Source organism: Prevotella multiformis DSM 16608, assembly GCF_000191065.1.
Classification (GTDB): domain Bacteria; phylum Bacteroidota; class Bacteroidia; order Bacteroidales; family Bacteroidaceae; genus Prevotella; species Prevotella multiformis.
This window is the reverse complement of sequence record NZ_GL872283.1, coordinates 932,618-948,259: the sequence shown is the minus strand read 5'-3', so window position 1 is coordinate 948,259 and position 15,642 is coordinate 932,618. Positions and strand designations below refer to the sequence as shown.

Here is a 15,642-nt window from a genome sequence, read left to right as displayed (position 1 = left end):
ATAAAGTGAAAGGCAGACGGCAAGAAAACGGTTCGGAATCCCGGCTCGGACAAGGGCTGCGCCGGGAAGAAAGTCAGAACCTGTATCCGTCAATATCCTTAAAGCCGTTAAGGAAAGCCTTTACATCCATCCGTCGCTTTCCCGCCAGCTGTACATCGAGAAGTTCGAGGAGACGGTCTGCCGTACTGACATAAAGACGGTTCCTTTCAACGATGAGCATGCCGCCGGGTGCAAGGCTCTTCCGGTCCGTCCCGGCAGTCTTGAAAATCTTAATGGGAATCGCCTTTCCCTCTTCTCCCTCAACGGCATGGAGCACACTCCATGCACCGGGATACGGACTGAGCCCGCGTATGAAGTCATAGATCTTCTTGGAAGGCTGCTGCCAGCATATTTCACAGGTCTCCTTGAATATCTTGGGGGCAGGATGAAGATCAATCCCTGCACATGGCTGCGGTCTGCTGACTCCGTCGAGGATATGGCGGAATCCTGCTTCTCCCAAGGCTTTTTCCGGCAGTCTGGATGCAATGAGGTCGACGGTCTCCATGGCAGCCTCCGCCCCTAAATACATCAGACCGTCGTAGACATATTCTACATCAGCCGTATCAGGTATAGGGAAGGGCTTCTGGAGAATGATCCTCCCGGTATCAATATCCTTGTCAAGGAAGAAAGTCGTCACGCCGGTTTCCGTCTCTCCGTTGATGACCGCCCAGTTGATCGGGGCGGCCCCGCGATATTGTGGAAGCAAAGCGGCATGCACATTAAACGTACCGAACCGGGGCATAGCCCACACGGCTTCCGGCAGCATCCGAAAAGCTACCACCACCTGTAAATCAGCCTTATAAGCCCGCAGCTGCTCCATGAAGACCGGATCCTTCATCTTCACGGGCTGGAGGACAGGCAGTCCGCATTCTACGGCATACCGCTTTACGGCAGATGGCTGCAACGTGTCCTGATGGCGGCCGACGGGCTTATCCGGCTGTGTGACAACGGCTACGACATTGTATCCGTTCTCCACCAATGCCTTCAGAGACTCCACGGCAAACTCTGGAGTGCCCATGAACACAATCCGTATATCTTCTTTTTTCATTGTCTTTGAGGATTTAAATCATTGAGAACACCGTACCCGCTTCTTCCAATGGGGAGGACAGACCGGAGACGGCATCGACAGTAGTCAGGAATTATTCCGCACTGAAGTCAGCCACCAGCTGGCGGTACATACTATACAGATGCGTTCTGGAGATATATCCTATCAGTTGTCCGTCTACGCTCACGACCGGCAGGTTCTGTGCCCCGGTACGGTCAAAGGTCTTCATCACGTCTTCCATCGGGTCGTTCACGCCAAGCGTGGCGGCAGGAGGTGTCATCAGCTGACTTACATGGAAACGATGATAAAGTTCCGTCCGGAAAATGATATAACGGAGTTGATTGATGTCTATCTCGCCGAGAAGGTTGCCACTGTCATTCAGTACCGGGATGTAATCGTTACGGCTCGCACTGAGTGCATGTACGAGCTGCCCCATCTCCATGTCAGGATGTACCGATGTGAAATCGCGGTCGATGATCTTGTCCATGCTCATCAGCGTGAGGATGGATCTGTCAGTATGATGTGTGAGAAGTTTCCCCTGTTTCGCCAGGCGTACGGCGTAGATGCTGTGATGCTCGAAGATGTTGATCGTGAGGTAAGAGCTGATTGTCACGATGATCAGCGGAATGAAAAGCTGGTATCCTCCGGTCAGTTCGGCGATGAGGAAAATGCCTGTCAACGGCGCATGCATGACGGCCGCCATGACGGCTGCCATGCCATAAAGCGTGAAGTTCTTTTCAGGTATATAGACTCCCAGCTGCTGCATGTTCCACAGGCGCGCAAAGAAGAATCCCCCGAACCCGCCGATGAACAGAGCCGGGGCGAAGGTTCCGCCGCATCCTCCGGCCCCGTTCGTCGCACTGGTCGCAAAGACTTTCGTCATCATCACAAGTCCGACATATAGGACGAGGAGCTTTGTCTGTCCTGCGAACATGGAACCGCTCATCACCTGCATCCAGTCGGCTTCGGTCTTTCCTTCAATGAACAGTCCGAGGCTGCTGTATCCCTCACCGTAAAGAGACGGAAAGAGAAAGATCAGCGGGGAGAGCACCAGCCCTCCGACGAGGAGTTTCAGGTAAGGACGCGAGGACAGCTTCCCGTATCCATTCTCACACCACGACATCATACGCATGAAATAGAGGGAGAGGAATCCGCAGGCGATGCCCAGCAGGATTGTCGGAGGGACACGGTCGAGTCCCCAAAGATAATCCATCTGAAAACGGTACATCGCAGCCCCGCCCGTAAAGAAATAGGAGAAGCACGTTGCCGTAACGGAGGCGATGAGAATGGGAAGGAGCGAGGCCATGGTCAGGTCTACCATCAGTACCTCAAGGGTAAATACCAGTCCCGCAATCGGCGCCTTGAAGATGCCCGACACGGCAGCCGTGGCCCCGCAGCCTACAAGAAGCATGAGCGTACGGTTGTCCAGATGGAAGATCCGCCCGAGGTTGCTGCCGATGGCCGAACCCGTCAGAACGATCGGAGCCTCCGCCCCTACCGATCCTCCGAAGCCGATGGTTATGGCGGAAGCAACGATGGACGACCATGTGTTGTGCGGTTTCAGACGCGACTGTTTCGTTGAGATGGCATAGAGCACACGGGTGATGCCATGGGAGATATTGTCCCTTACAATGTACTTCACGAACAGGCTTGTCAGCCAGATTCCTACGACCGGATAGATAAGATACAGCCAGTTGATGGTCTTCACCTGGAAGCCGGAGGTCACCAGTTCTTCGATCAGATGGATGATAAAATGAAGGACGTAGGCTGCCAGTGAGGCAAGGAAACCTACGGCGAACGCAAGTACCAGAACCAGCTCACGGTCGGATACGTGCTTCTTGCGCCAAGTATCAAATTGAGAGACGATCCCCAGTTTATCAGATACCTCCATCTAACCGTTCGATTATTTCCTTATGATTTTCACCTGCCCGTCAATCCCCAGCTTCACGATACTTGAAGGAACGTGGGGCTTGTGCTCCTGCCGTCTCGACTCACAGATATAGTCTACCCCGTCGAGAATCTCCTGTGAGATGTCACAGTAGTTCTGTGCAGCCGGCTCACCACTGATGTTCGCAGATGTGCTTACGACAGCTTTCTGGAAGCGATAGCAAAGTTCATGGGAGAAAGGCTCTTTTGTAATGCGTATCCCGATAGACCCGTCTTCCGCAATCAGGTTGCCGGCAAGGTTCACAGCACCGTCGAGAATCAGTGTCGTCGGCCTCTCCACGGCATCGATGAGCTGCCAGGCTACATCGGGCACATTGCGCACATACCGTTGCAGGCGGTCATCCGAGTCTACCAGACAGATAAGCGCCTTGGAATCATCCCTTCGCTTTAAGGCATATACCTTTGCGACAGCCTCTGCATTGGTGGCGTCGCAACCTATTCCCCACACAGTGTCTGTCGGATAAAGAATAATTCCACCTTTTCTCATCACCTCAATCGCTTTCCTGATGTCGTCTTCCTGTTTCATCTCCGGTAATTACTAATTCTGTACAAGCCATGATAAGCAGACGCAAAGATAGGGTAAAAAAATGAAATCACAAAACAAAAACCGCAAAAAGAAAGGAACTATAAGGCATCCGGCAGGATAACCGGAGGGACTGGACGAAGGTGTCTCCGACAGATGTCAGGTAGCAAGAAGACGGTTTCCATAAGGAGGGAACATTTTTCTTGTTCTTCCGAAACAGGGAGTGATAAAGTAAGCCTGCCACATAATAAGGCACACGGAGGAGCGGAGAAAGCAGAGGGAAAAATATCATGGAGGTGCCGACGGCACAAAAGAGCGACAGAGAGGTGGCGTACGGAGGGCTTTTTATTTTCAGGAGAAACGCCATTCTTCACTTTCACAGGCAAATGCTCGGATAAAACGCTCGGATAAATTCCGTTGCTCCACGCAACGGCGGTGCCTCCGTTATAGGGTCTTTGCCTCCTTCACTCCCTGCCTCTGTGGGATATTTCATCTAAACTATAATGTAGAGTATTTCATCTAAACTATAATGTAGAATATTTCATCTAAGCCATCAACGCCCGAGCCAGACCTCATCACTCCAATTTCCTGAAGACCCATTTTTCTTCGGCGGACTGGCAGTTGTTTCCGCAAAATTTATGTAAATTTGCAATGTCCATTTATTATGCAAGATATGAAGCAGATAATCACCCTCTTATCGCTCCTTCTGATATTGACGGCATCCTGCACGGACAGGGAGAAAGCAGAAGAGACGGTCCCCAAGGGCGTAGACACCATCCCCATGCTGGTAACGCAGGTGCAGCAATGCTCCCGCCTTTACACCACAGAGTATCATGTCCACAAGATCATCACACACGATGACGAGATGAAAGTGTCCGGTACATTCATGAAACGCGACTTCAGCATAGATCTCCCATTGGGAGAAAGACGCATTGCGATTCCCATGGATGCGACGCTCAAGGCATACATAGATCTATCAGGATTCAGCGGAAAGAACATACGCAGAAACGGGAGACAGCTCGTCATCACCCTGCCCGACCCGAAAATCACTCTGACCTCAACGAAAATCGAGCACAAGGACGTAAGACAGTATGTCGCCCTGACCAGACGGAACTTTTCAGATGCAGAACTGACAAGTTACGAAGCACAAGGGAGAAAGCAGATCATCGATGCCGTCCCGCAGATGGGCATCATCGAACAGGTGCAGGCAAGTGCCGCCCGCCAGCTCGTTCCGATCTTCACCGCAATGGGATACAAGGATTCGGAAATAACCATATCCTTCCGGAAGAGATTCACGATCAGCGACCTGAAGCAACTGATTAAAGTAAACGAAAAAGGATGATGATGATGAAGCACGAAACACCAGACAACACCATCGCCAGACCTGTGCAGACGGATGACAGGCACGGCAGACACCGGATTTTCCATGCGATCCTGTTCCTCTACAAAAACCGACTGCTGATACTCCTTGCCCTTGTCTGTCTCGCAATCGGACTTTTCCTGTGGCTGAACTCATCCAACAAGGTAGATGTCGCAGTCGACCAGCGCATCGACATTACGCCGACACAGATACAGCAGATACAGGATATCGGACAGTGGGAGTTCCTGTCCATCAATGACGAAGAGCTGCTCGACACTGTGAGCCGCGGCTTCTTTTCAGACTCAGAACTTGTCCGCATCTACTATGGAACGGTCCGCTTAGGCATCGACCTCCATAAGGCGAAGCCGCACTGGATCCGCATAGAAGACGACAGTGTCGTCGTGGCCCAGCTCCCCTCCATAGAACTGCTCGACACCGATTTCATCGATGAAGCCAGATCACGCTCTTTCTTCGAGAAAGGGAAATGGACGGCCGCTGACCGTGAGCAACTCTACAACCGCGCCTACCGGATGATGCTCGCACGCTGCATGACCCCAGAGAACATAAAGACAGCGGAGGCGAATGCCCGCCAGCAGTTCACACAGTTCCTGAAGGCCATGGGCTACAAGCACGTGAGGGTGGGTATCACTCCAAGGTGAGCTTTTCCAAAGCCTCCTTCATGTCTTCCGCAAACCTCGGATGCGTCAGCAGAAAGTCCTTCTTCCCTGCTGCCAGCTTCGCATAAAGTTCCGGATTCATCGAATCCACATACGAACTGACGGCGTACTCTATATCGTCCTTCTGCCGTTCACTGTGCGAGAAGGCATACACCTGATATTTCTGATGGAAGAAGCAGTAGGCTTCCTCTATGCTGTCTTTTGTTATCATATCCCACCCTTTCGTGTCGTGTCCGCAATGGAGGAAAAGTATTTCCACAAAGGAGCTGCCATCAGCGCCTGGATGAAGTCGCCCTGCACCAGCATCCGCTTCACTTCCTCCTTGGACCGCAGGAAGACTTCGATATCTTCCGTCTCATCAAGGTGCTGGCTGCCCGTCTTCTTCACGCCACAGGCGTGGAAGCAGTGACAGAGGTTGTCCATCATCCCGGGATTAGGAGCTATCGTCATGATTTCTTCCCATCTGCCGCCCGTATAACCGGTTTCTTCTTCCAGTTCGCGCCGGGCGGCCTGCAACGGTGTCTCCCCCGCTTCTACCACCCCTGCGCAGATCTCCGTCGAGACGACACCGAGTCCGTACCTGTACTGACGCTCCAAGACGATCTGTCCCTCTTCCGTCTCCGCAATGACATTGATCCATGCCGGATAGGAAAGCACATAATACTCGTCATAGACCCTGCCGCCGGGCAGTTGAACCGTATCGCGTCTTGCCTTCAGCCATGGCCGGTCGACAAGCCGCACCGAAGCGAGCGTCTTCCATTTCATTTCCCGCTCGTCACGCATCTTTTCATGTCCCATAACACGTACCGTCTTTTTCTGATGGCACAAAGTTATCATATTCTTTCATAATATGCAAGCAAACAGGGCGGGTTCTGCATATTATTTATCTGCGGTGCGGCCGTTCAAGGAATGCCTCCAGGCTTTCCCACGGCAGGCCGTGCCTTCGCTCCTTCCGAAAGAAAAGATACGCCATGCAGCGGAAAGAGAAGACCGAAGCTGCCGCATAGACGGAACCGCATGGATTCAGGAGTCCTTCTGGTCATGCAGCAGGGACATTCGACCTATACGGAACGGAAAACGACACTTCGGCCAGAATATTTCAGATAAATTGACAAAAGTCTCATTTCTTATTTGTAATTTTGTAAACGAGGACACAGGGGGCTGCCGCTCCCCCTATCACTCACAGTCAAAGGCAGTCCCTGCGGCAGGGGACTGCTCTATGGAGGACATAGCTATGAGACGTAAACCTAAGATGCACAACGAGCAGGAGTTTGACATCGACAACATCTACCAGGAGGATGACCGGCAGCTTGAAGTCCGGGAAGCCTATTCCTTCGAGGGGATTGTCAGACAGTTCTGAATGGAAAACAACAACTGAACGAAAGTCCCGTTTTTCCGCAGGTGTCCAGCCATGCGGAAAGACGGGGCTTTCTGTATCTCCGGGAAAAACCGTTCCGGGCCGGCCGGGGAAGGAGCATCCGGCAGGTCTTTTCGTCTTTCCAGCCGGCGGATGCCGCCCCTCCCCGGAAGAAGCACGGCGGTTAGACAGAGGAAAGGGTGAAATGCAGGATGCCGCAAGGACGGCAGGACGAAAAGGCTGGCAGGCTTCTACTTGCCGGCACGGCAACATGAATGGATGGAGACCTGTCCGGAATCCATCCCCGCCAGACACGAGAATGCCGGATGACCTGCCTGCCACCCGGGGCATGACCGGAGCTGTACGGTATCAGGCGGATTCCGGCCAGGGCCTCTGCCGTAAGGTTCTAATTATTGTTAATTAAAACGGAAATACCCGTCCTGTTCATGACGTATGCCATTAATTTTTAGTACCTTTGCACCCGATTATGCCGTTATGGGCTCAGAACAAGTGCTGGAAAGATGCTCAGCCGCCCGGCGGTACAAACCCGTTTACAATAATAAAATGTACGCAATTGTAGAAATTAACGGTCAGCAGTTCAAGGCTGAAGAAGGCAAGAAGCTCTTCGTCAACCACATCAAGGATGCGGAAGAAGGCAAGGCTGTTGAGTTTGACAAGGTTCTGCTGGTCGACAACAACGGAACAGTCACTGTAGGCGCACCGACAGTTGAGGGCGCAAAGGTAGTAGCTGAGATTGTAGCTCCTCTCGTAAAGGGCGACAAGGTCATCGTCTTCAAGATGAAGCGTCGCAAGGACTACAGGAAGAAGAACGGTCACCGCACCCACTTCACTCAGGTAGAAATCAAATCAATTAACGCTTAAAAAGGAGGACTTAAGAATGGCACATAAGAAAGGTGTAGGTAGTTCTAAGAACGGTCGCGAATCAGCTTCGAAGCGTTTAGGTGTTAAGATCTGGGGTGGCCAGAAGATCGCAGCGGGCAACATCATCGTTCGCCAGCGCGGCAACAGGCATTTCCCGGGCGAGAATGTAGCACAGGGCAAAGACGACACATTGTATGCACTTGCGGACGGTGTTGTCTACTTCCACAAGGGCAAGTACAACAAGAGTACGGTCTCTGTCCTTTCGGAGGAAGTCTACGCTGCCAAGACCGTAAAGCCTGAGGCTTAAGCGAAGCAAACAAACAAAACTATTCCAAACAACATAATCCCGGTTTCCGACAAGGAGACCGGGATTTATGCGTCATGGGTAAAGCCTTTTCCTCAAACAAGGAGAACCAGATAAACCGGCTGTCCGGACAGAAGCCACCTGCCACCTGCCAGAAGACAGAAAGCATACGGTTGGAACCGTCAACCAAGGTTTAAAAAGGCGGAAAACAGCCGGCCGAAACATCAGACGACACGGCAGGCGGCTTTACAGACACACCGGGAATCGGATTCCCGGTGCTTGGGAACAGCATTCCCAAAGCCTGGGAACCGGATTCCCAACCGGTCGGGAATCCTGTTCCCAACCGATTGGACATACACAGGTCTGTAGGCAGAGCGGCTTCCGCTACCTTTCAATAGGCATGGTCGTCCTCTGCAATTTCCTTTCTGTCGATTGCTTTCTTGTCGATAGCACGCCACGCATAGACGATGTATGCCAGGACGAACGGAACAAGGAAGCTGACATAAAACATGGCCTTGAGCGTGAACTCGCTCGACGAACTGTTCCGGATCGTCAACGAACTCTGGAGGTCGGCCGTAGAAGGATAGTAAGCGGTATTGTTCCAACCTGCAATAAGAAAGAGCACGAGTACCACGAATACCACGCCGATGCCTGCAGGCCAGATGCCGCGGACATAACCGGGCTTGAGGACGGTCCTGACGATTCCGAAAAGCAGCAGTACGATGCCTGCAAGCAGGATCACAGCCAGAGGCCACATCGCCAGAAGATTATTCAGATACTTCATCGATTCCATGAAGACTACGCCCTTCTCATTGACGGCATAGCCTTCACCCAGCAAGGTGACGATGAGGAACGGCAGGAAGAAAAACAGGAACAGAATGGTATTGACGAGCAATTGCCTGCGGATACGCTTTCGGATGACTTCATCGTCTACATTATTATTGATATAGAGCGTGCCGAGGATCCGGGCGAGGAACACCACGGAGATGCCGAAGATGACAACCCACGGATTGAGCAACACGTCCAGACCGCGCGAGCCGTTTGCCCAGTGAGAGATGACCGGCTGCAGGGCATCGGTGATGTTCCCCTTCTCGACGATGAAATTGGATCCCGTAAAGAAGGTGGCAACGGCCCCGCCCAGAAGCAAGGGGCCGAGAATGCCGTTGAGGATCAGGCAGACCTGGAAAGTGCGTACCCCGAAGAGGTTGCCGGCCTTGTTCTGGAACTCATAACTGACGGCCTGGATAATGAATGTGAACAGTATCAGCAGCCACACCCAGTAGGCACTGCCGAAGCTCGTACTGTAGAACAACGGGAAAGAAGCGAAGAAAGCACCGCCGAATGTGACGAGCGTCGTGAACGTGAACTCCCACTTGCGTCCGGTGGAATTGACGAGCATCCGACGCTCCTCGGGTGTCTTGCCCAACTGAAAGATCATGGAGTTCGCTCCCTGCACGAAAAGCAGGAAAACCAGCAAAGCCCCTAACAAAGAGATGATAAACCACCAGTAATGTTGCAGAAAATCGTATGTCATAGTTCCGGTCCTTTCTTAATTTGCTTACACATGATACTTACCTCGACTGCCAGCATTGCCGTGAAGAGGAAGAGGAAGAGGAAGAAGGTGAAGGCGATGCCGCCGCTGGAGAGGTCGCTCACCGCTGCCCACGTCGGAAGCATGTCCTGGATCGTCCATGGCTGGCGGCCGAATTCAGCAACGAGCCAGCCGCTCTCACTGGCAATGTACGCCAACGGAATCAGGGCAATGCCCAGCATCTGCAGCCAGCGCGGACGTGTGATGTCCTTCCTGTAGACGACGAACAGCAGGACGGCGAACACGAGGATGAACAGTGCGCCCAGTCCCACCATGATGCGGAAAGCCCAGAAGTTCACGGGGATGAACGGAACCAGCTGGTCGGCATCCTTGATGTAACCGTAACCGAAGTACTTCATGTCACGCTCAAGGACTTTCCGGTTGGCCTCTTTGTCCTTGCCTGCACGGAAGTCCTTGAGCGCCTGAATCGCCTTACGTCCCCGTTCCTGCTTTTCTTTCAGGGAAGGTTCCTGCGTGCCGTCCGCCTTCGGATAGCCCTTGATAATGTCTCTCACACCCGGAACGAAACCGTCGGGATCGTGCGTGGCAAGGAGAGAGAGCATATTGGGTACGGCTATCCGCATGGGAGGTTCGGCATCCGTCATGTAGTCAGGCTGTCCAAACGGATTGACAAGAGCAATACCGGTAAGTCCCTGGCTGTTCCCGCCTTCGTAGAGGGCCTCCATGGCGGCCAGCTTCATGGGCTGGGTCTGTGCCACCATATAGGCAGAGTTGTCGCCCGTGAAGGCCGCCAGAAAGGAAGCCGCAAGCCCGACGATGGAACCTATCTTTATGCTTTGCGTGGCAAGTTCGGCATGCCGCCTGCGGAGCAGGTACCAGCAACCGACACCGACAGTGAACGCCGCTCCCAAGACCCAGGCCGACGTAACCGTATGCATGAACTTGTCGATCGCGAACGGACTCAGTGCCACGTCGAAGAAAGAGGTCATCTCGTTGCGCATCGTCTCCGGATTGAAAGTACAGCCGACGGGGTACTGCATCCACGCATTCGCGACGAGAATCCACCAGGCGGAAATCGTCGCTCCCAGACCCGTAAGCCACGTGGAGGCAAGATGGAAACCGGCGGAGACCTTGTTCCAGCCGAAGAACATCACGGCGACAAAGGTAGACTCCATGAAGAACGCCAGGATTCCCTCGATGGCAAGCGGTGCGCCGAAGATGTCACCGACAAACCAGGAATAGTTGCTCCAGTTCGTTCCGAACTCGAACTCGAGGATGATGCCCGTGGCGACGCCCATGGCGAAATTGATGCCGAACAGCCGCTGCCAGAAGCGTGCCGCCGTCCGCCAGAAATCCTTCCGGGTACGATAATAACAAGTCTCCATGATGCCCATGATGACTGCCAGTCCCAACGTCAATGGGACGAATAACCAGTGATAGATGGCGGTCAGCGCGAACTGCGCGCGCGACCAGTCAACGGTCCCTGGGTCAATGGTCAAAAGTAGGTTTTCCATTGTCTGTTGTTTATTAAAATGTTAAGAATTGAATGTCCTTTCTTCGGAAGAGCGTGCAGGCTTACCGCTGCCGCCGCCTATCGCTTCATCAGCTGCTGTTCCACAAATGCTCCCTCTTTTCCCGGTTCTGCTTTCTGTTTCAGAAAGTTCGGGAAGAAGAACACCTTCAGCACAAGGAAGATGACAATCAGCTTGATGATTATCACCGCCCAGAGCGTCCTGCCCAAAGTCATGTGCCGGAATCCATCATAATAGAGGTCAAAAGCACGATAAATAAACCCTTTCTTGTTCACAGTATGGAATAGTTCTCTTACTTGTACTTTATACAGACTACGTTTGCAAAGGTAAACAAATATTTCTAAAGTTGTTCTATATTTCCCTAAAAATAGACGTAATTTTGATTTTTAAAGATTATCAACGTGCTTTTAATTGATATTCCCTATAAAAAAGAGTACTTTTGCAGGAAAACTTTATCGTCATTCAGGCAATGAACAAACTATTCAACATATTGATGCTGTTCTGTCTCTCCCAAGGCGTTCAGGCACAGGAGGTATATTCCCTGCAACGGTGCAGGGAACTGGCCCTGCAGAACAACCGGCAGCTGAAAGTATCGAGAATGTCCGCCGATGTCGCCGAGAACACACGCAAGGCAGCAAAGACGAAGTACCTGCCACGGGTCGATGCGCTGGCCGGCTACCAGCATTTCTCACGTGAAATATCGCTTCTCAGCGACAAGCAGAAGCGTGCGTTCGGCCATCTCGGTACGAATACCGTGGGGCAGACAGGCAGCCAGATGGAGCAGAATCTCGCCTCCCTGGTGCAGCAGGGGATCCTCAGTCCGCAGACAGCCCAGCAGCTCGGGCAGGTTCTCGGGAACATAACAACCCCTCTCATCCAGGCGGGAAACAACATCGGGCAGCGCATTAACGATGCGTTCCGGTCGAACACGAAGAATGTCTATGGCGGAGCCATTGTCGTCAACCAGCCTATTTACATGGGAGGAGCCATCAAAGCGGCCAACGACATGGCAGCCATCGGCGAACAGGTCGTGCAGAACAACATCGAACTCAAACGGCAGCTGATTCTCTATGGAGTGGACAATGCGTACTGGCTGGCTATCTCGCTGAAAAAGAAAGAGGCACTGGCGATCCGCTACCACGATCTGGCACAGAAACTGGACGATGATGTGAAGAAGATGATCCGTGCCGGAGTGGCGACACGTGCCGACGGGCTAAAAGTGGACGTGGCTGTCAATACGGCCGACCTGCAGATCGCCCGCATCCAGAGCGGAGTCTCATTGGCGAAGATGGCTCTGTGCGAGCTGTGCGGTCTGGAGCTGGACGGCAATATCAGACTCTCGGACGAAGGAGACGCCGACATTCCGCCCGCCCCGTCTGCCCAGTATGACAGCCGGGAGAGCACGGCCTCGGCCCATGCGGACTCCATCGAGAGCCGTCCCGAACTCCGTCTGCTTCAGAATGCAATCGACCTCAGCAGGCAGAACACCAAGCTCGTCCGCTCGCTCTACCTTCCCCACATACTGCTCACGGGCGGCTATTCCCTGTCGAATCCCAATCTCTTCAACGGATTCCAGAAGCGTTTCACCGATCTCTGGAACATCGGCGTGACCGTACAGGTTCCGATATGGACGTGGGGAGAGAACAGATACAAGGTACGTGCCAGCAGGACCACCACGAGCATTGCACGGCTCGAACTGGAAGACGCCCGAAAAAAGATCGATCTGGAAATAGAGCAGAACCGTCTCCGTCTCAAGGACACCAACAAGCAGCTGGCCACGGCCCACAAGAACATGGAGGCTGCCGAAGAGAATCTCCGCTGCGCGAACATCGGCTTCAAGGAAGGAGTGATGACCGTTACCGATGTCATGACGGCGCAGACGGCCTGGCACACGGCAAAGACGGCCATCATCGATGCGGAGATAAACGTCAGACTGGCACAGACCGGATTACAGAAGGCACTCGGAAACCTCTGAGAATCAAGTTCCGGTCTTCACGCCTTGCTTTCCATGACCGGTCCGAAATACAGATCTTAAAATTCAAAACAAAGAAATATGTCAGCAAAATCACAACATAACAATATCCTGTTAGCCGTCTTAGGCTTTGTCTCCGTCGTCGTCCTCGTGGCTGTCATCGGCTACTTCACGATTGACCGTACAAAGGAAGTCATACAGGGAGAGGTCGAAGTAAGCGAATACCGCGTGGCGTGCAAGCTCCCCGGCCGAATAACGGACATCAAGGTAAAGGAGGGAGACTTCGTCCACAAGGGGGACATCGTCGCCACGCTGGCCATTCCGGAAGCGAGCGCACAGGAGAAAGTGGCAGAAGCGACCGCCGGTGCGACCGACGCACTGAGCGCACTGGCCGAAGCACCGACACGCCACGAGACCGTAGAGAGCGCCTACCAGCTCTATCAGCAGGCCATCGCCGCCAACGGCATCGCCGAGAAGACATACGGCCGCATGCAGCGGCTGTATGAAGAGGGGGTGATGACCGCACAGAAACGGGACGAGGCGATGGCCGCCTACGAAGCCACCAAGGCCGGCGTTGAAGCTGCCAAAGCGCAATGGGAACTTGCCCGGAACGGTGCGCGCCAGGAGACCAAGGAGGCTGCGAAGAAGCAGGCGCAGGCAGCCCGTTCGGCTATCGACGTGGTACGCTCCATCCTGAAAGAGACCGTACAACGGGCGACCGCCGACGGCGAAGTCGAAACGATCTACCCGAAAGTAGGCGAGCTTGTCGGCCTGGGCAGTCCGATCATGAGCATCTCCATGGTGAATGACATATGGGGTACTTTCAACGTCCGTGAGGACCAACTCAAGAACATGAAGGTGGGGACGCTCCTCAAGGTCTTCATTCCGGCTCTTGACAAAGACATAGAGATGCGCGTGACTTCGCTGAAGGACCAAGGCTCCTACGCCGTATGGAAAGCCACCAAGACCAACGGACAGTACGACCTCAAGACTTTCCAGGTGAAGGCCCGTCCGGCAGGGAAGGTTGACGGACTGAAGCCCGGGATGTCTCTGATACTGAAATAGAGGGCGGTCCCTCTCTTTTCGCCGGAGGCTCATTCCGGAACGTCTGTCAGCACCTTTATTGCAGGCTGCCACCCCATCACCCGCCACAGCTGTAACCGTCTCCCGCAGACACTCTCCGGATCCGGCCGCATTGCCGGCACACCCCCGTCGCCCATCATGGCTCAAACTGCCCCCATCACCGTCCAGCACAATGAAGAAATTACACATATACATAAGAAGGCTGTTCCATCTCTCTGCACGGGAAGTGGGGCTGATGGTCCATAACCCCATCTACATCTGCTGCATGGTCGTATTCCCACTCGTCGTCATTCTCTTCTTCACTTCCTTGATGAGCGAAGGACAGCCGGAGAAGCTGCCGTGTGGGGTCGTCGATAACGACAACACCTCGATGACACGTGCCATGATCCGCCAACTGGATGCCTTCCAGAGCACCCACGTCGCCGGGCATTACAACAGCGTCGCCGAGGCGCGCGAGGCCATACAGCGCAATGAGATCTATGCTTTCCTGTATATCCCAGAAGGGACGACCGCCCGGCTCATTTCAAAACGGCAGCCCAAAGTCTCGTTCTATTACAGCAATGTCACCCTCGTAGCAGGCAGCATGCTCTTCAAAGACCTCAAGACCGTAACCACTCTCAGCTCGGCCGCTGTGGGATCGGCCAAGCTGCAGATGCTGGGAAAGACCCCTTCGGAAATCAGAGACTTCATCCAGCCCATAGCTCTCGACGTACACATGGTAGGCAATCCGTGGATGAACTATAATGTCTATCTGAGCAGCATCATGGTACCGGGCATACTGATACTTTTCATGTTCCTCATCACCGCCTACTCCATCGGTACGGAACTGAAGTTCGGGCGGGCGCACGGGTGGATGGCAATGGCAGACGGCAACATCTTCATAGCACTCACCGGAAAGCTGCTTCCGCAGACGCTCATCTTCCTGAGCATCTTCCTGGGCTACGAGTGGTATGTCTACGGCTATCTGGACTTTCCCCACCCGGGAGGCCTGCACATGATTCTCCTCCTTGCCGCCCTTACCGTCTTCTCCTCCCAGGGATTCGGGGTGTTCGCCTTCGGGCTGATGCCTTCTCTGAGAATGTCGATGAGCGTATGTTCACTCTGGGCTGTCGTGGGCTTTTCCGCCTGCGGTGCCACCTTCCCGCTCTTCGCCATGGACGGCATGATCGAGGCTCTGGCACAGATCATCCCGCTGCGGCATTACTATATGATCTATCAGATCTGCATCTTCAACGGCTATCCGCTGATTGATGCCTGGTTGAACGTCGTCGCCCTGGTAGCATTCGCGGCTCTTCCCATTCTCGTGACACGCAACATCAAGCGTGCCATGGTGGAGTACGTGTACATCCCCTGAAGAACAGAAGCGGCT

At 53.5% G+C, this 15,642-nt stretch carries 16 protein-coding genes; 8 read left to right on the top strand and 8 right to left on the bottom strand.

The window, feature by feature from the left end; all coding sequences use genetic code 11:
- Positions 1-73: 73 nt before the first annotated feature.
- The 3 genes from fmt to HMPREF9141_RS09120 form a co-directional block, all read right to left on the bottom strand.
- Entirely contained in the window at positions 74-1,087 is a 1,014-nt protein-coding gene (gene fmt / locus HMPREF9141_RS09130; RefSeq protein WP_007368428.1) for a methionyl-tRNA formyltransferase, read from the bottom strand.
- A 91-nt stretch (positions 1,088-1,178) separates the two neighbouring features.
- Positions 1,179-2,975 (bottom strand): chloride channel protein, encoded by a 1,797-nt coding sequence (locus tag HMPREF9141_RS09125; RefSeq protein WP_007368427.1) that lies wholly within the window; start codon positions 2,973-2,975, stop codon positions 1,179-1,181.
- 12 nt (positions 2,976-2,987) lie between these two features.
- On the bottom strand, positions 2,988-3,557 hold the full coding sequence (locus tag HMPREF9141_RS09120; RefSeq protein WP_007368426.1) for an L-threonylcarbamoyladenylate synthase: 570 nt from the start codon (positions 3,555-3,557) through the stop codon (positions 2,988-2,990).
- A gap of 670 nt (positions 3,558-4,227) precedes the next feature.
- Here HMPREF9141_RS09120 and HMPREF9141_RS09115 point away from each other — a divergent pair.
- Together HMPREF9141_RS09115 and HMPREF9141_RS09110 are read left to right on the top strand one after the other, a co-directional pair.
- Positions 4,228-4,896 (top strand): DUF4230 domain-containing protein, encoded by a 669-nt coding sequence (locus HMPREF9141_RS09115; RefSeq protein WP_040554755.1) that lies wholly within the window; start codon positions 4,228-4,230, stop codon positions 4,894-4,896.
- Positions 4,893-5,573, top strand: a complete 681-nt coding sequence (locus tag HMPREF9141_RS09110) for a DUF4230 domain-containing protein (RefSeq protein WP_007368424.1) — start codon at positions 4,893-4,895, stop codon at positions 5,571-5,573. Before HMPREF9141_RS09115 ends, HMPREF9141_RS09110 begins: the two co-directional genes overlap by 4 nt.
- Here HMPREF9141_RS09110 and HMPREF9141_RS09105 read toward each other — a convergent pair.
- Complete coding sequence (locus tag HMPREF9141_RS09105) at positions 5,560-5,802, bottom strand: hypothetical protein (RefSeq protein ID WP_007368423.1); 243 nt, start codon at positions 5,800-5,802, stop codon at positions 5,560-5,562. The genes HMPREF9141_RS09110 and HMPREF9141_RS09105 overlap by 14 nt on opposite strands.
- Complete coding sequence (locus HMPREF9141_RS09100) at positions 5,799-6,389, bottom strand: NUDIX hydrolase (protein WP_040555034.1); 591 nt, start codon at positions 6,387-6,389, stop codon at positions 5,799-5,801. The genes HMPREF9141_RS09105 and HMPREF9141_RS09100 overlap by 4 nt, the downstream gene beginning before the upstream one ends.
- 436 nt (positions 6,390-6,825) lie before the next feature.
- Here HMPREF9141_RS09100 and HMPREF9141_RS13910 point away from each other — a divergent pair, with 436 nt between their 5' ends.
- From HMPREF9141_RS13910 to rpmA, 3 genes are all read left to right on the top strand, one after another.
- Positions 6,826-6,951, top strand: coding sequence for a hypothetical protein (locus HMPREF9141_RS13910; RefSeq protein WP_257009595.1), 126 nt, complete (start codon positions 6,826-6,828; stop codon positions 6,949-6,951).
- Between the two features lie 561 nt (positions 6,952-7,512).
- Positions 7,513-7,830, top strand: a complete 318-nt coding sequence (rplU, locus tag HMPREF9141_RS09090; RefSeq protein WP_040554753.1) for a 50S ribosomal protein L21 — start codon at positions 7,513-7,515, stop codon at positions 7,828-7,830.
- A gap of 16 nt (positions 7,831-7,846) precedes the next feature.
- On the top strand, positions 7,847-8,137 hold the full coding sequence (gene rpmA, locus HMPREF9141_RS09085; RefSeq protein WP_007368418.1) for a 50S ribosomal protein L27: 291 nt from the start codon (positions 7,847-7,849) through the stop codon (positions 8,135-8,137).
- Positions 8,138-8,525: 388 nt separating this feature from the next.
- On the opposite strand, the gene HMPREF9141_RS09080 is transcribed toward rpmA, so the two are convergent.
- The 3 genes from HMPREF9141_RS09080 to HMPREF9141_RS09070 form a co-directional block, all read right to left on the bottom strand.
- The gene (locus tag HMPREF9141_RS09080; RefSeq protein ID WP_007368417.1) at positions 8,526-9,668 is read right to left on the bottom strand and encodes a cytochrome d ubiquinol oxidase subunit II; all 1,143 of its coding nucleotides are present in this window, start codon (positions 9,666-9,668) and stop codon (positions 8,526-8,528) included.
- The gene (locus tag HMPREF9141_RS09075) at positions 9,665-11,200 is read right to left on the bottom strand and encodes a cytochrome ubiquinol oxidase subunit I (RefSeq protein ID WP_007368416.1); all 1,536 of its coding nucleotides are present in this window, start codon (positions 11,198-11,200) and stop codon (positions 9,665-9,667) included. Before HMPREF9141_RS09075 ends, HMPREF9141_RS09080 begins: the two co-directional genes overlap by 4 nt.
- 77 nt (positions 11,201-11,277) lie before the next feature.
- Complete coding sequence (locus HMPREF9141_RS09070) at positions 11,278-11,493, bottom strand: DUF4492 domain-containing protein (RefSeq protein ID WP_007368415.1); 216 nt, start codon at positions 11,491-11,493, stop codon at positions 11,278-11,280.
- Positions 11,494-11,687: 194 nt separating this feature from the next.
- On the opposite strand from HMPREF9141_RS09070, the gene HMPREF9141_RS09065 reads away from it, so the two are divergent.
- From HMPREF9141_RS09065 to HMPREF9141_RS09055, 3 genes are all read left to right on the top strand, one after another.
- Positions 11,688-13,193, top strand: a complete 1,506-nt coding sequence (locus HMPREF9141_RS09065; protein ID WP_040554751.1) for a TolC family protein — start codon at positions 11,688-11,690, stop codon at positions 13,191-13,193.
- 78 nt (positions 13,194-13,271) lie between these two features.
- Entirely contained in the window at positions 13,272-14,255 is a 984-nt protein-coding gene (locus HMPREF9141_RS09060) for an HlyD family secretion protein (RefSeq protein ID WP_007368413.1), read from the top strand.
- A 190-nt stretch (positions 14,256-14,445) separates the two neighbouring features.
- Positions 14,446-15,627, top strand: a complete 1,182-nt coding sequence (locus HMPREF9141_RS09055) for an ABC transporter permease (RefSeq protein ID WP_007368411.1) — start codon at positions 14,446-14,448, stop codon at positions 15,625-15,627.
- The last annotated feature ends 15 nt before the right edge of the window (positions 15,628-15,642 follow it).

Coding starts and splice junctions, on each gene's coding strand:
- HMPREF9141_RS09100 (WP_040555034.1), bottom strand. CDS start 6,389: ATGGGACATGAAAAGATGCGTGACGAGCGGGAAATGAAATGGAAGACG.
- rpmA (WP_007368418.1), top strand. CDS start 7,847: ATGGCACATAAGAAAGGTGTAGGTAGTTCTAAGAACGGTCGCGAATCA.
- HMPREF9141_RS09125 (WP_007368427.1), bottom strand. CDS start 2,975: ATGGAGGTATCTGATAAACTGGGGATCGTCTCTCAATTTGATACTTGG.
- HMPREF9141_RS09120 (WP_007368426.1), bottom strand. CDS start 3,557: ATGAAACAGGAAGACGACATCAGGAAAGCGATTGAGGTGATGAGAAAA.
- HMPREF9141_RS09115 (WP_040554755.1), top strand. CDS start 4,228: ATGAAGCAGATAATCACCCTCTTATCGCTCCTTCTGATATTGACGGCA.
- fmt (WP_007368428.1), bottom strand. CDS start 1,087: ATGAAAAAAGAAGATATACGGATTGTGTTCATGGGCACTCCAGAGTTT.
- rplU (WP_040554753.1), top strand. CDS start 7,513: ATGTACGCAATTGTAGAAATTAACGGTCAGCAGTTCAAGGCTGAAGAA.
- HMPREF9141_RS09065 (WP_040554751.1), top strand. CDS start 11,688: ATGAACAAACTATTCAACATATTGATGCTGTTCTGTCTCTCCCAAGGC.
- HMPREF9141_RS13910 (WP_257009595.1), top strand. CDS start 6,826: ATGAGACGTAAACCTAAGATGCACAACGAGCAGGAGTTTGACATCGAC.
- HMPREF9141_RS09110 (WP_007368424.1), top strand. CDS start 4,893: ATGATGATGATGAAGCACGAAACACCAGACAACACCATCGCCAGACCT.
- HMPREF9141_RS09055 (WP_007368411.1), top strand. CDS start 14,446: ATGAAGAAATTACACATATACATAAGAAGGCTGTTCCATCTCTCTGCA.
- HMPREF9141_RS09080 (WP_007368417.1), bottom strand. CDS start 9,668: ATGACATACGATTTTCTGCAACATTACTGGTGGTTTATCATCTCTTTG.
- HMPREF9141_RS09105 (WP_007368423.1), bottom strand. CDS start 5,802: ATGATAACAAAAGACAGCATAGAGGAAGCCTACTGCTTCTTCCATCAG.
- HMPREF9141_RS09060 (WP_007368413.1), top strand. CDS start 13,272: ATGTCAGCAAAATCACAACATAACAATATCCTGTTAGCCGTCTTAGGC.
- HMPREF9141_RS09075 (WP_007368416.1), bottom strand. CDS start 11,200: ATGGAAAACCTACTTTTGACCATTGACCCAGGGACCGTTGACTGGTCG.